The 14,724-nt window shown below is 75.5% G+C and carries 11 protein-coding genes; 10 read left to right on the top strand and 1 reads right to left on the bottom strand.

The genetic code is table 11. The features are described 5' to 3' along the window. Positions 1-3 precede the first annotated feature (3 nt). The 9 genes from ACFYUZ_RS00395 (at position 4) to ACFYUZ_RS00355 (ending at position 13,238) form a co-directional block, all read left to right on the top strand. Positions 4-1,269 carry a 6-phospho-beta-glucosidase gene (locus tag ACFYUZ_RS00395; RefSeq protein WP_389304961.1) on the top strand — a complete coding sequence of 422 codons (1,266 nt, stop codon included), beginning with the start codon at positions 4-6 and terminating at the stop codon, positions 1,267-1,269. Then, positions 1,260-2,249 carry an N-acetylglucosamine kinase gene (locus tag ACFYUZ_RS00390; protein ID WP_389304959.1) on the top strand — a complete coding sequence of 330 codons (990 nt, stop codon included), beginning with the start codon at positions 1,260-1,262 and terminating at the stop codon, positions 2,247-2,249. The genes ACFYUZ_RS00395 and ACFYUZ_RS00390 overlap by 10 nt, the downstream gene beginning before the upstream one ends. Before the next feature lie 291 nt (positions 2,250-2,540). Continuing rightward, positions 2,541-3,968: a hypothetical protein gene (locus ACFYUZ_RS00385; RefSeq protein ID WP_389304958.1), complete on the top strand. Its 1,428-nt coding sequence runs from the start codon at positions 2,541-2,543 to the stop codon at positions 3,966-3,968. Positions 3,969-3,979: 11 nt separating this feature from the next. Then, a complete protein-coding gene (locus ACFYUZ_RS00380; protein WP_389304956.1) occupies positions 3,980-5,011 on the top strand; it encodes a glutamate ABC transporter substrate-binding protein in 1,032 nt (343 codons plus the stop codon). 56 nt (positions 5,012-5,067) lie between these two features. Further along, entirely contained in the window at positions 5,068-6,354 is a 1,287-nt protein-coding gene (locus ACFYUZ_RS00375) for a hypothetical protein (protein WP_389304955.1), read from the top strand. 59 nt (positions 6,355-6,413) lie between these two features. Next, on the top strand, positions 6,414-8,873 hold the full coding sequence (locus tag ACFYUZ_RS00370; protein WP_389304954.1) for a tetratricopeptide repeat protein: 2,460 nt from the start codon (positions 6,414-6,416) through the stop codon (positions 8,871-8,873). 2 nt (positions 8,874-8,875) lie between these two features. Further along, positions 8,876-10,426 carry a PP2C family serine/threonine-protein phosphatase gene (locus ACFYUZ_RS00365; protein ID WP_389304952.1) on the top strand — a complete coding sequence of 517 codons (1,551 nt, stop codon included), beginning with the start codon at positions 8,876-8,878 and terminating at the stop codon, positions 10,424-10,426. A 53-nt stretch (positions 10,427-10,479) separates the two neighbouring features. Beyond that, positions 10,480-11,802 carry a VWA domain-containing protein gene (locus ACFYUZ_RS00360; RefSeq protein WP_389304951.1) on the top strand — a complete coding sequence of 441 codons (1,323 nt, stop codon included), beginning with the start codon at positions 10,480-10,482 and terminating at the stop codon, positions 11,800-11,802. Between the two features lie 41 nt (positions 11,803-11,843). Next, positions 11,844-13,238 carry an FHA domain-containing protein gene (locus tag ACFYUZ_RS00355; protein WP_389304949.1) on the top strand — a complete coding sequence of 465 codons (1,395 nt, stop codon included), beginning with the start codon at positions 11,844-11,846 and terminating at the stop codon, positions 13,236-13,238. A gap of 9 nt (positions 13,239-13,247) precedes the next feature. On the opposite strand, the gene ACFYUZ_RS00350 is transcribed toward ACFYUZ_RS00355, so the two are convergent. Further along, on the bottom strand, positions 13,248-14,198 hold the full coding sequence (locus tag ACFYUZ_RS00350; RefSeq protein ID WP_389304947.1) for a methyltransferase domain-containing protein: 951 nt from the start codon (positions 14,196-14,198) through the stop codon (positions 13,248-13,250). Between the two features lie 97 nt (positions 14,199-14,295). On the opposite strand from ACFYUZ_RS00350, the gene ACFYUZ_RS00345 reads away from it, so the two are divergent. Further along, positions 14,296-14,700 (top strand): globin, encoded by a 405-nt coding sequence (locus ACFYUZ_RS00345; RefSeq protein ID WP_389304945.1) that lies wholly within the window; start codon positions 14,296-14,298, stop codon positions 14,698-14,700. Positions 14,701-14,724: the final 24 nt, after the last annotated feature.

Genomic DNA, 14,724 nt, shown 5'->3' with positions numbered 1-14,724 from the left:
GAGATGAAGCTCGCTGTCGTGGGGGGCGGTTCCACCTACACCCCCGAACTGATCGACGGATTCGCGCGCCTGCGCGACACCCTGCCCCTCACCGAACTCGTCCTCGTCGACCCCGCCGCCGAGCGCCTGGAGCTCGTCGGCGGCCTGGCCCGGCGGATCTTCGCCAAGCAGGACCACGACGGCGAGGTCGTCACCACGAGCGACCTCGACGCCGGGGTCGAGGGCGCCGACGCCGTCCTGCTCCAGCTGCGGGTCGGCGGGCAGGCCGCCCGCGAGCAGGACGAGACCTGGCCGCTGGAGTGCGGCTGCGTCGGTCAGGAGACCACCGGCGCCGGCGGCCTCGCCAAGGCGCTGCGCACGGTCCCGGTCGTCCTGGACATCGCCGAGCGGGTGCGACGCGCCAACCCGGACGCCTGGATCATCGACTTCACCAACCCCGTCGGCATCGTCACGCGCGCGCTGCTCCGGGCCGGGCACAAGGCCGTCGGCCTGTGCAACGTGGCCATCGGCTTCCAGCGGAAGTTCGCGAAGCTCCTCGGCGTGACGCCGTCCGAGGTCCACCTCGACCACGTCGGGCTCAACCACCTGACCTGGGAGCGGGCCGTACGGCTCGGGGGACCCGAGGGCGAGGACGTGCTGCCCCGGCTGCTCGCCGGGCACGGCGACGCGATCGCCGGGGACCTGCGCCTGCCGCGCCCGGTCCTGGACCGGCTCGGCGTCGTCCCCTCGTACTACCTGCGGTACTTCTACGCGCACGACGAGGTGGTGCGGGAGCTCGGCACCAAGCCCTCGCGGGCCGCCGAGGTCGCGGCGATGGAGCGGGAGCTCCTGGAGATGTACGGGGACCCGGCGCTCGACGAGAAGCCGGCGCTGCTCGCCGAGCGGGGCGGTGCCTTCTACTCGGAGGCGGCCGTGGACCTGGCGGCCTCCCTGCTGGGCGGAGGGGGTTCGCCGTACCAGGTGGTGAACACGTACAACAACGGCACGCTGCCGTTCCTGCCGGACGACGCCGTCATCGAGACGCAGGCGGCGGTCGGCGCGCACGGCGCCACCCCGCTGCCGGTCGCGCCGGTGGACCCGCTGTACGCCGGTCTGATCGCGAACGTCACGGCCTACGAGGACCTGGCCCTGGAGGCGGCGCTCCTCGGCGGTCGCGACCGGGTGTTCAAGGCGCTGCTCGCGCACCCGCTGGTGGGGCAGTACGCGTACGCCGACGGGCTCGCCGACCGGCTGATCGCGCACAACCGGGAGCACCTGGCGTGGGCGTGAACCTGGAGGGGATGCTCCTCGCGATCGACGCGGGGAACAGCAAGACCGACGTCGCGGTGGTCGCCCCGGGCGGGAACGTCCTGGGGTCGGCGCGCGGCGGCGGGTTCCAGCCCCCCGTGGTGGGGGTGGAGACGGCGGTCGACGGGCTCGTGGAGATCGTCGGGAGGGCGTGGGAGGAGGCCGGCGGCGCCGGGCTCCCTCCGGCGTTCGCGCACGTGGCGGCCTGTCTCGCCAACGCCGATCTGCCGGTGGAGGAGCTGAATCTCGAAAAGGCCCTGTACGCGCGGCACCTGGGCCGCTCCGTCCGGGTGCACAACGACACCTTCGCCATCCTGCGGGCCGGGGTCGACGAGCCGCGGGGCGTGGCCGTGGTGTGCGGGGCCGGGATCAACTGCGTGGGGATGACGCCGGACGGGCGGACCGCGCGCTTCCCCGCGATCGGGAAGATCTCCGGGGACTGGGGCGGGGGCGGCGGACTGGCGGACGAGGCGCTGTGGTCCGCGGCGCGCGCCGAGGACGGGCGGGGGCTGCCCACCGCCCTCGCCGACGCGCTGCCCGCGCACTTCGGCCTGGAGTCGATGTACGCGCTGATCGAGGCGCTGCACCTGGGCGAGATCCCGATGGCGCGGCGGCACGAGCTGACGCCGGTGCTGTTCGCGGTCGCGGCCGGGGGCGATCCGACGGCGCTGTCGATCGTGCACCGGCAGGCCGAGGAGGTCGTCGCCCTGTCGACGGTCGCGCTGCGCCGGCTCGGGCTGCACCACGAGGAGGCCCCGGTGCTGCTGGGCGGCAGCGTGCTCGCCGCCCGGCACCCGCAGTTGGAGGGGCGGATCCGCGAGCTCCTGGCGGCGCGGGCGCCGAAGGCGGTGGTCGGCTTCGTGACCGCGCCGCCGGTCCTCGGGGCGGGTCTGCTCGCCCTGGACGCGGTGGCCGCGGGCCCGGAGGCGAAGGCCCGGCTGCGGGAGCGGTACGAGGGCTGAGCGCGGTGGGTGCGGGGCGTCTCGTCGGGTGCGACGGGGCGCCCCGCACGCATGTTCACCTGTTCGAGCGATGGCCGACGGGGAACCGATCCGCGCCGGGTGACGTGTTCGGAGTGGGGGGTTCGCCCGCGGATGCGTGGGAGCCGTGGGGCACGATAGGTACAAGATCCAGTCAATCCCGGTGTGCGGACGGCCCCCTGAGGCCATACTGCTGGCCGGGTGGTCCACCACCGGAACCGGACTCACCGGCCGGCCGGAGGGGCCGACGTCAGCGACCGAGGGGGAGGTCAAGTGACACACCCGCCGAACGCGCCCGCCGCCTCGGCGACGCGGGGCACGGCTCAGGCGCCCGCGCGCCCCGCCGTCCTGCCCGCGCAGCCGTCGCCCGCGCCCGTCGCCGCCCCGCCCGCGGGACGCGGCGCCTGGGCCGTGGGACGGGAGCGGCTGCGGGAGGCCGCGACCACCGAGCCCGGCCGCCTCCAGATCCTCGGGGCCGTACTGGCGCTGCTCGTCGTCGCGTTCGGGGCCGTCACCGCCCTGGAGGTCACCGACCGGACCTCCGCCGCCGACGACGTCGTCAGCCGCAGCCAGCCCCTGAGCGCCGACGCGGCCGCCATCTACCGCTCCCTCGCCGACGCCGACACCACCGCCGCGAGCGGGTTCCTGGCGGGCACCCTGGAGCCCGCGGAGTCCCGCGCGCGCTACAGCCGGGACATCACCACCGCCTCCCGGCTGCTCGTCAAGGCCGCGGCGAACACGGACGGTTCGTCCGCGTCGGCCCGCGAGATCGCCACGCTCAACGAGCAGCTCCCCCGCTACACGGGCCTGGTCGAGCGCGCCCGGGCCGCCAACCGGCAGGGCCTGCCGCTCGGCGGCGCCTATCTGCGGTACGCCAACCAGCAGATGACCAGCGCGCTGCTGCCGGCCGCCGAGCGGCTGTACGCGGCGGAGACGGCACGGCTGCACCGGGACGACGACTCGGCCCGCGCCTGGCCGTTCCTGTCCCTCGCGCTCGGTCTGCTCGCCCTCGGCGTCCTCCTCTGGGCCCAGCGCCGCACCTACCTCCGCACCAACCGGGTCTTCAACCACGGGCTGCTCGCCGCCACCGCCGCCACCGTGGTCGTCCTGCTGTGGCTCCTCGCCGCGCACACCGTGACGCGGACCGAGCTGAACACGGCGCGGGCGCACGGGCAGGAGTCCCTCCAGGTCCTCAACACGGCCCGGATCAGCTCGCTCACCGCCCGCGCCAACGAGAACCTGACCCTGGTCGCCCGGGGCGCCGTCCTCACCGAGGACGGCAAGAACGACAAGTACGAGGCGGACTACACGGCGAGCATGGGCGCCCTGACGACGGCGCTCGCCGCGGCGCGCGAGCTCGCCGACGACGACGCCGGGCGCGGCCCGGTGGACGACTCCGTCGCGCGCGCGGCCGACTGGCGCGAGCGCCACAAGGACGCCCGCGCGAAGGACGAGGCCGGCGACTACGAGGGCGCCCTCGTCCGGGTCGTCGGCGCCGAGGACTCCACCGGCCGGTCCTTCGACCAGGTCGACGCGGCCCTGGAGCGGGCCCTCGCGCACGAGCAGGCCGAGTTCACCCGCTCCGCCGGGGCCGCCAGGGACGCGCTGACCGCGCTGCCGCTGGGCGCGGCGGCCCTCGGGATCCTGGGTGCGGCGGGCGCCGTGCTCGGCATCAACCGCAGACTGTCGGAGTACCGGTGAGAGGGGGCGGGATGCCGAACGGGACGGACCCGCTGGTGCGGCGGGTCGCCAGGCGGCTGCGGGGCTGGGGCGGGGTGGCCTCCATGGCCCTGGCCTGCGGGCTCACCGCCTCGCTGACCCTGCTGCCCCTCGCACACGACGGGAGCGGCGCGGCGGCCGTGCCCCGGACGCCCGGCCCCGGCGTGGGCACCGGCGTCCAGGTCAAGGCGGACACCTGCGAGCACCCCGAGGCCTCCCTCGCGCCCTCGTCGGCGGACGGCCCGTCGGTCCGGGCGATCAAGGACCGCGGGAAGCTGATCGTCGGCGTCGACCAGTCCAGCTACCGCTGGGGCTACCGGAACCCGGAGAAGGGCGTCCTGGAGGGCTTCGACATCGATCTGGCGCGGGCCATCGCCAAGGACCTCCTCGGCGACCCGCAGGCGGTCATCTTCCGCGCGATCCCGACCAACCAGCGGATCGCCGCGCTGAACAGCGGCAAGGTCGACCTCGTCGTGCGCACCATGACGATCAACTGCAAGCGGATCGAGCAGGTCGCCTTCTCCACCGCCTACTTCCAGGCCGGCCAGCAGGTCCTGGCGCCCAAGCGCGACAAGGGCATCACGGGCTACGACTCCTCGCTGCGCGGCAAGCGGGTCTGCACCGCCGAGGGTTCCACGGCCTACGACGCCCTGGTGGAGAACTCCTTCGGCGCGGTCTTCAAGGACGAGGCCGACGGCACCAAGGACGACAAGGACCTGCTGACCGTCCCCAACCAGCTGGACTGCCTGGCCCGGCTCCAGATGGGCGAGGTCGACGCCGTCGTCACCGACAACGCCCTCGCGGCCGGCCAGGCCGCGCAGGACCCGGCGGTCGAGCTCAAGGGCCGGCCGTTCACCGAGGAGTACTACGGGGTGGCGGCCAAGCTGGGCAACGACGACCTGGTGCGCCGGGTCAACCAGGTCCTGGTGGGCTACCGGCAGGGCCCCTGGCAGGCGGCGTACAAGGAGTGGCTGGAGAAGGACCTCCCCGGGATATCGGGGCCGCCCGCTCCGTTGTACAAGTAGCGGCCCTGTCCGCTCCCCGACGAGCAACCCCGTACACGAAGCGGAAGAGGTGACCGATGGGCGTCACGGGACCCCCCGGGCCGGTGATGGACCGGGACGAGGTGGACCGTGCGCTGGCGCGGCTCGGCGCCGAGCACAAGGCGATCGAGGACTCGCTCCTCGCGCTCCAGGACCACGCGGGCCGCAGGCTCCTCGAAGGGGCCGAGCTGACCGGCACGACCCGGGACCGGTGGGCGGCCGCCGAGCGGACCATCACCCTGCTCTGGACCTGCTTCGACGTCTACACCGGCGCCCTGCGGGACGCCCGTGAGGTGCGCGCGCGGCGCCGCTGGCCCGGCCGGGAGGAGCTCGTGGAGCTGACCGACCGGCTGCGCGGCGACACCGTGCTCGTCCCGGGCGGGGCCGCCGAGGGCGCCCTGCTCACCGAGCGGTTCAGCCTGGAGGGGCTGGTCCGGCGGATGAACGAGCTGTACGCCTCCTCGCTCGACCTGGTCGTCACCGCCGACGCCGTCTGGTCGGCGCTGCCCGCCCGGATAGACCTGCTCGCCGCCGAGCTGGGCCGGACGCGTTCGCTGGCCCACTCGGTCGGCGTGCGGCCCGGGGAGCACCCGGCGGGGGACGAGCTGGAGGCGATCACGGCCGAGCTGACCGCGCTGCGCTCCCAGGTCGTGACCGATCCGCTGGCGTTCTGGCGCCCGGCGGCGGGGAGTTCGGCGCCGGGCGGCGGGCGGCCCGACACGGAGCGGTACGACCGGGCCGCCCTGGCCCTGGAGGACGTCCGGCGCGAGATCGAGGCGGTCCTCGCGGTCCGGCAGGACTCCGAGGACCGGCTGCTCCGGCTGCGGGACGTGCTCTCGCGGGCGGACCGGACGCTCACCGAGGCGCGGTCGGCGCGCGGCGAGGTCCTCGCGAAGATCGCCGCCTCCGAGGTGCCGGCCGTCAGCGGGCCGCCGATCGTGCTCCAGGAGCGGCTCGCGGCCGCCGCCGAGTACCGCCGGCGCGCCCAGTGGCACCGGCTCTCCCCGCTCCTGGAGTCCCTGGAGCGCGAGGCGGAGGACGAACTGATGCGGGCCCGGGAGCAGTTGACGGCGGTCACGGCGCCGCTGGCGGTCCGGGCCGAGCTGCGCGGCCGGCTCGACGCGTACAAGGCGAAGGTGGCGCGGCTCGGCGCGGCGGAGGATCCGCTGCTGGTCGAGCGGTACGACGCGGCGCGCCGGATGCTGTGGAGCGCGCCCTGCGACCTCCGGGTCGCGGAGCAGGCGGTGCTGCGCTACCAGCGGGCGGCGGCGGACGTGCTGTCCGGGCCGAGGGACGCGGGAGACGCGGGAGGACGACAGTGGTGAGCGGGGAGACGGGTGTGGGGAGCTGTCAGCGTCCTTCGTGCGAGGGTTCGTACGAGGACATGGGGGGCGGCGAGCTGTACTGCGACACCTGCGGGCTCGCCCCGGTCGTCGCGCCCGGGGGGCTGATCGGGTCGACGCCGACCGGGATGGCCGTGCCCGGCAAGGGGGCGGGCGGTGTCGGCGGGCCGGACTCCGGCTCCTCGCGGAGCGGTTCGCGGGCCTCCTCGCGCGCCTCGTCCCGGTCCTCGACCTCGCGCCGGTCGGTCTCCGGCCGGCTCTCGCGCTCGCTCTCCGGGGGCTCCAGCGCCTCCACGGGCCGCTCGGTGTCGGTGCGCAGCTCGGGCTCGTCGACCGGGCAGTCCGCCCGGAACCGGCTGGGAGCGGGCCTGGTGACGATCCCCGAGGTGCCGCGCCCCGACCCGCGGGCGGCGGTGATGGAGAACGCCGAGGTCCCCGAGCGGAAGCGTTTCTGCTCCCGTTCGGACTGCGGGGCCCCGGTGGGCCGCGCGCGGGGCGACCGGCCGGGCCGCACGGAGGGCTTCTGCACCAAGTGCGGGCACCCGTACTCCTTCGTGCCGAAGCTGCGCGCCGGCGACATCGTCCACGGCCAGTACGAGGTCGCGGGCTGCCTCGCGCACGGCGGGCTCGGCTGGATCTACCTCGCCGTCGACCGGGCCGTCTCCGACCGGTGGGTGGTCCTCAAGGGCCTGCTCGACACCGGCGACCAGGACGCCATGGCCGCGGCGATCTCCGAGCGCCGCTTCCTCGCCGAGATCGAGCACTCCAACATCGTCCGCATCTACAACTTCGTCGAGCACCTCGACCCGCGCACCGGCTCCATGGACGGCTACATCGTCATGGAGTACGTCGGCGGGAAGTCGCTCAAGGAGATCGCCAACGACCGGCGCACCCCCGACGGCCGGCGCGATCCGCTGCCGGTGGAGCAGGCCTGCGCGTACGGCATCGAGGCCCTGGAGGCGCTCGGGCACCTGCACAGCAGGAACCTGCTGTACTGCGACTTCAAGGTCGACAACGCGATCCAGTCCGAGGACCAGCTGAAGCTCATCGACATGGGCGCGGTCCGGCGGATGGACGACGACGAGTCCGCGATCTACGGCACGGTCGGCTACCAGGCGCCGGAGGTGGCCGAGGTCGGCCCGTCGGTGGCGAGCGACCTGTACACGGTGGCGCGCACGCTCGCCGTGATGACCTTCGACTTCCAGGGCTACACCAACGTCTTCGTGGACTCGCTGCCCGACCCGGAGCACATCGAGGTCTTCCGGACGTACGAGTCGTACTACCGCTTCCTGGTGCGCGCCACCGACCCGGACCCGGCCCGCCGGTTCGCCTCCGCGCAGGAGATGGCGGAGCAGCTGACGGGCGTGCTGCGCGAGGTCGTGGCGCTCCAGTCGGGGCGGCCGCGGCCGGCGCTCTCGACGCTCTTCGGCACGGAGGTGCGGGTCACGGACACCACGCTGTTCGCCGAACAGACCGAGGACGTGTCGCTGCTGGGCGCGCGGAAGACGGGGCGGAAGCGGGCCGCGCTCCCCCCGGCGACGGCGGTTCCGCGGGCGGCCGGGCCCGGAGGGCTGCTCGCGCCGCTCGACGCGCCCGCCACCGCGCTCGCGCTGCCCGTGCCGCGCGTCGACCCGGGCGACCCCAACGCCGGTTTCCTCGCCGGCCTCGCGGCCGCCGCCCCGGGCGAGCTGCTCGGGGCGCTCCAGGGCGCGCCCGCCCCCTCCACCGAGCTGCGACTGCGCACCCTGCGCGCCCAGTTGGAGCTGGGCGACCTGCCCGCCGCCGCGCGGACCCTCGCCGCCCTGGAGGAGCGGGACCCGGACGACTGGCGGGTCGTCTGGTACCGGGGCGTCGCCTCCCTGGTGACCGGCGACCGCGAGCACGCGGCGCTGGCCTTCGACGCGGTCTACGACGCCTTCCCGGGCGAGCCGGCGCCGAAGCTGGCCCTCGGGATCTGCGCCGAGGTCCTCGGCCAGCTCGACAACGCCGCCGAGTACTACCGCCTGGTGTGGGCCACGGACCCCGGTTTCGTCAGCGCGGCCTTCGGGCTCGCCCGGGTGCGGCTCGCGGCGGGCGACCGCGGCGGAGCCGTACAGGCCCTGGAGTCCGTACCGGAGGCGTCGATCCACTACACGGCGGCGCGGGTCGCGGCCGTGCGGGCGCGGCTGCGACGGCGCCCGGCGCACGAGCCGCTCGGCGCCGATCTCACGGCGGCCGCGGCACAGGTCTCCGCGCTCCAGGGCTTCGGTCTGGACGCGGTGCGCCGGGAGCGGTTGTCGACGGAGGTCCTCGGGACGGCCCTCGACTGGGTACTCTCCGGGAGTCCCGGTGCGGCACCGGGCGGCGGCGCGCTGCTGCTCGGAAGTGAACTGGACGAGCGCGGACTGCGCTTCGGCCTCGAACGCTCGTACCGGGTGCTGGCCCGGCTCGCCCAGCGGGGCGAGGAGAGGATCGAACTGGTGGAGCGGGCCAACCGCTTCCGCCCCAGGACGTGGGTGTGAGGATGTCCCAGAAGCCGAAGCCGTCGCACGGACTCGCCGCCTGCCCGGGCTGCGCGGAGCCGCTGGAGTCGGGTGACCGGTTCTGCGGGGCGTGCGGCTACGACCTGTCGGCCGTGCCGTCCGCCGAGGCCGGTGCCGACCGCCCGACCGTGGCGATCGGCACCCCCGTGGCCTGGCCCGACGCCCCGCCACGCGAGCCCGGTTCGCTCTCGACCATGACCCAGCACCCGGGCGACCTGCCGGGCACCGACTCCGGCGGCCGCGACCTCCCGACGATGGAGGTCCGCACGGACGGCCCGGTCCCGGCGGACGGCGCGACCGCGCCGGACGACGAGGCCCGGGGGGCCGCCGCGCACGGTGGGGTGGCCACCGGTGCCGCGGCACCCGGCGGCGCACCGGCACCCGGCGGTGCACCGGCGCCCGTGCCCCCCGCGCCCCCCGCGCCCGCGCCCGCGCCCTGGGAGCCCCCGGCGGCCGCGTCCCGTTCCCTCGGATCCCCCACGTCCGACGGAGACTTCGAGCTGGCCGCGCCCGACCCCCGGGCCGCCGTGCGGGCGGAGCCGGCCCCGGCCGCCGCGGCGCCCGCCGCCGCTCCGGCACCCGCGGCTCCCCCCGCCCCCGCTGCCGCCGCCGCGATCTGCGTGGCCTGCCGGGCCGGGCGGGTGGACGCCGACGGGTACTGCGAGAACTGCGGGCACGCCCAGCCCCGCGAGCGCGACCACATGGAGCGGGAGCTCGCCGGCGTCGCCGCCGTCAGCGACCGAGGGCTGCGCCACCACCGCAACGAGGACGCGTTCGCCGTCTCGTCGACCACCCTGCCCGACGGCTCCCCCGCCACCCTCGCGATCGTCTGCGACGGCGTCTCCTCGGCGACCCGGCCCGACGAGGCCTCCGCCGCCGCCGCCGAGGCGGCCGGCGCCTCGCTGCTCGCCGCGCTGCCCCGGGGCACGCACCCGCAGCAGGCGATGCACGAGGCGATCGTGGCCGCCGCCGAGGCCGTCAACTCCCTCGCGGAGGAGCCCGGCCAGGACGGCGCGGAGCACGATCCGCACCGCCACCGCAACGCTCCGGCCTGCACCATCGTCGGCTCGGTCGTCGCCTCCGGCCTGCTCGTCGTGGGCTGGGTCGGCGACAGCCGGGCCTACTGGGTGCCGGACGACCGCAGCACCCCGCCCGCCCGGCTCACCGAGGACGACTCGTGGGCCGCGCAGATGGTCGCGGCGGGCCTGATGAACGAGGCCGAGGCGTACGCGGACGAGCGCGCCCACGCGATCACCGGCTGGCTCGGCGCCGACTCGTACGAACTGGACCCGCACACCGCCGCGTTCAAGCCGGATCGTTCCGGCGTGGTGGTGGTCTGCACGGACGGACTGTGGAACTACGCGGAGGCGGCGGAGGACATGGCGCGGGTCGTCCCGGCGGACGCCGCGGACCGCCCGCTGGGCGCCGCCCAGGTCCTCGTCGGCCACGCCCTGGACGGCGGAGGCCACGACAACATCACGGTCGCGCTCGTCCCGTTCACCGCCGTCGCCACAGGGGCAGGATCCGCCTGAGCGGTCGCCGATCCCCGTCCCCTTCACCGTTGTTGCCCGAGGAGCCGAATCAGATGGCGAACTTCTCCAAGTCGACCGTGCCCCAGTTCTCGGTGGACGTCTACCAGAACGAATTCCTGCCGGAGGGCGGCCGGGACGTCAGCGCGATCGTCACGGTCACCTCGACCGGGGGCGGCACCAGCGGCGCGCACGCGGGCTCCGCGGGCACGGCCGGTGTCGTGATCATGGTCGACTGCTCCGGCTCGATGGACTACCCGGCGACCAAGATGCGCGGCGCGCGGGAGGCCACCGCCGCCGCCGTCGACACCCTGCGCGACGGCACGCACTTCGCCGTCGTCGCCGGGACGCACGTCGCGAAGGAGGTCTACCCGGGGAACGGCGGCCTCGCGGTCGCCGACGCCCGGACCCGCGCCGAGGCCAAGGAGTCGCTGCGCCGGCTCTCCGCGGGCGGCGGCACGGCGATCGGCACCTGGCTGCGCCTCGCGGACCGGCTGCTCTCCTCCGCCGAGCTCACCATCCGGCACGGCATCCTGCTCACCGACGGCCGCAACGAGCACGAGTCGCCGGAGGAGCTGCGGGCCGCGCTCGACGCCTGCGCGGGCCGGTTCACCTGCGACGCGCGCGGGGTCGGCACGGACTGGGAGGTCAAGGAGGTCACCGGGATCGCCTCGGCGCTCCTCGGCACGGCCGACATCGTCGCCGACCCGGCCGGGCTCGCCGACGACTTCACGACGATGATGGGGCACGCGATGGGCAAGGGCGTGGCGGACGTCGCGCTGCGCCTGTGGACCCCGGTGGGGGTCGAGATCATGTTCGTGAAGCAGGTGGCGCCGTCGGTCGAGGACCTGACGGGCCGGCGCACCGAGGCCGGGCCGCGCGCCGGGGACTACCCGACCGGCTCGTGGGGCGACGAGTCCCGCGACTACCACGTGAGCGTGCGGGTCCCGCAGGCGGCGGTCGGCCAGGAGATGCTCGCCGCCCGGGTCTCCCTGATCGTCCCGGACCCGGCGGGCGGCGATCCGCGCCCGCTGTCTCAAGGACTGGTACGGGCGGTGTGGACGGACGACCTCGCGATGTCGACGTCGATCAACCCGCAGGTCGCGCACTACACGGGTCAGGCCGAGCTCGCGGACGCCATCCAGCAGGGCCTGGATGCCCGCAAATCGGGCGATCGGGACGGCGCGACGGCCAAGCTGGGCCGTGCCGTGCAGCTCGCCGCGGTCTCCGGCAACGCGGACACCGCGAAACTGCTTTCGAAGGTGGTCGACGTGGTCGACGCGGCGACCGGTACTGTGCGTTTGAAGGCGAAGGTCGCGGAAGCGGACGAGATGACACTCGAAACCCGCTCCACCAAGACCGTTCGCGTCAAGAGGTAGCCCGGCCACCGGGCCGGACGACGAGAGGGGGAAGCACCGACATGCCGACCTGCCCGAACGGACACCAGTCGGTCTCCGACGACTGGTGCGAGGTCTGCGGCCATCGCATGGCCGGGGCGGGTGCGCCGACGGGTGCCGTACCGCCGCCTCCCCCGCCGCCGCCGCCCGCGTACGGATACCCCGGCCCCGCGAACCCCGGCCCGCCCGGTCCCGGCCCGGCCCCGATGGGCCCGCCGCCGGGCGCTCCCGGCGGCCACGGTGCTCCCCAGGGTGGCCACGGTGCTCCCGGCGGCTTCGGTCCCGGCGCCCCCGCGGCCCCCGGCGGCTTCGGTCCCGGTGGCGACCCGAACGCGACGGCCCAGGCGGAGCTGTGCCCGCAGTGCCGTACGCCGCGCGAGCACATGGCGCCGTTCTGCGAGGAGTGCCGCTGGAACTTCCTCACGAACACGGCGACCTCGTACACGCCGCTGGCCCCGCACAACGCGCCCCACGGCGCCCCGCCGCAGCAGCCCGGGCCGCCGCCCGGTCTGAACCTGCCGCCGGGTTTCCAGTCCCCGCCGCCCCCGCCGCAGCAGCAGCAGTCGGACCCGTTCGGCTACCAGGGCTCGCGGCCCTCGCAGGTGAACCGGCCGGCCGAGCCGCTGGGCGCCGAGCCCACGCACCACCAGGCCCCGCCGCAGCGCCCGCCGGCGCAGCAGCAGCCGCCCGCCCCGCCCGCGTACCTCCAGGCCCCGGCCCAGGCCCCGGCCCCGCCCGCGCCGCCGCAGCCGCGCGCGGACGACGACTGGGTCCTGTCGCCGCCGTCGCAGCACCAGCCGCCCCAGGCTCCGCCGGCCCCGCCGCAGCACCAGGCACCGCAGGCACCGCCTCAGCACCAGGCACCGCCGCACCAGGCACCGCCGCACCAGGCACCGCCGCCTCCGCAGCAGCACCAGCCCCCGCAGCCCCCGCCGCAGCAGGGACCCCCGCCGCAGCACCAGGGGCAGCAGCAGCCTCCGCAGCAGTTCCAGCCGCCGAGGCAGCAGCAGCCCTTGAACTGGACGGCGGTCATCGGTCCCGACCGTGAGTACTTCATGGCGATGATGCAGCGCAGCGGTCCGGAGGCGACGGGCCTGAACCTGCCCGCGTACTCGCCGGACAAGCACGTGCCGCTCCGGGGCAACCAGGTCTCCATCGGCCGCCGCCGGCACTCCACCGGCGAGTCCCCCGACATCGACCTGTCGGTACCGCCGGAGGACCCGGGCGTCTCGCACCAGCACGCCGTGCTGGTGCAGCAGCCGGACGGCTCGTGGGCGGTGGTGGACCAGAACTCCACCAACGGCACCACGGTCAACGGCGGCGAGGAGCCGATCCAGCCCTACGTCCCCGTCCAGCTCCAGGACGGCGACCGGGTGCACGTCGGCGCCTGGACCACGATCACGATCCGGCTCGGCTGAGCGGCGGCCTCAGCGCAGGGGCCAGGCGTACGGCCCTCCGGGGTCGTCCAGCCAGGCCCACTGCCGGTCGCCGCTGACCGTCACCCCGAAGCGCTCCCGCCCCGGCCGCCGCTCGCGCAGCCAGAGCGAGAGCGCTTCGCGCCTGTCGAGGGTCCCGCCGACCAGGCCCCACAGGAAGAGGAAGCGCTCGTCCCCGCCCGGGCCGGGGCGCGGGTTGTCGTGCTCCGGGGCCCCGGCGGCGACGCCCCGGAGCGCCACGAAGTACGCGGAGGTCGCGAGGAACCGCCCCTCCGCGTGCGCGGCGTCGCGCACCCTCAGCAGGATCAGCCCGGTGGAGAGCGGGGCGAGGACGAGCGCGCCGGGCCGGCACTGGGCGAGCCAGGGGTACGGGACGGAGGGCACCGCGCAGGTCGCCACGATCCGGTCGTACGGGGCGTGCTCGGGGCAGCCGCGGGCGCCGTCGGCGGCGAGCACGGCGGGCCGGTACCCGACGGCGGCGAGGTGGGTCCGGGCGGACTCGGCGATCTCCTCGTCGAGGTCGACGGTGGTGACGTGCTCCTCGCCGAGGCGGTGGCAGAGCAGGGCCGCGTGGTAGCCGCTCCCGGCGCCGATCTCCAGGACGTCGTCACCGTCGCGCACGTCCAGGGCGTCGAGCATCAGGGCCATCAGGGAGGGCTGGCTGGCGGAGGAGACCAGCTCCCCGTCCCGTACCCGGGTGGCGATCGCGGTGTCCGCGTACGCCCCGCGCAGCCAGCGGTCCCGGCGCTCCGGCCGGGGGTCGCCGGCCCAGAGGCGCTCGTAGCCCCCGGGCGCGGAGACGTAGTAGTACGGGACGAAGCGGTGGCGCGGCACCTCGGCGAAGGCCGCCCGCCAGGCGGGGTCGGTCAGCAGGCCGTCCGCCTCGATCTCCCGCACGAGCGCGCGCCGCTCCCGCGCGCCGGCCCCGGCGAACTCGTCCATGGGTCCACTCTCCCGCCCTCCGGGGCCCGGGGCGAGCGCCCGTACGAGCGGTCCTAGGGCTCCGGTCCTCGGCCGGGGCATCTGAGACGATGGAACGGTGAACGAGATTCCCGGGGAAACGGTGCAGGAGCAGACCTTCTACGAGCAGGTCGGGGGCGAGGAGACGTTCCGCCGCCTGGTCCGCCGCTTCTACGAGGGGGTCGCGGCCGACCCGCTGCTGCGCCCGATGTACCCCGAGGAGGACCTCGGCCCGGCCGAGGAGCGTCTCGCCCTCTTCCTGATGCAGTACTGGGGCGGTCCCCGCACCTACAGCGACCACCGCGGCCACCCCCGCCTCCGCATGCGTCACGCGCCGTTCACCGTGGACCAGGCCGCCCACGACGCCTGGCTGCGGCACATGCGCGACGCCCTGGACTCGCTCGGCCTCGCCCCGGAGCACGAGAGCGAGCTGTGGCGGTACCTGACGTACGCGGCGGCCTCGATGGTGAACGCCGCCGGCTAGGGCCTGTCTTTCGGATCATGCCCT

It is taken from the genome of Streptomyces sp. NPDC004266 (genome assembly GCF_042874095.1).
Taxonomy (GTDB): domain Bacteria; phylum Actinomycetota; class Actinomycetes; order Streptomycetales; family Streptomycetaceae; genus Streptomyces.
This window is presented reverse-complemented; position numbering and strand designations above follow the sequence as displayed.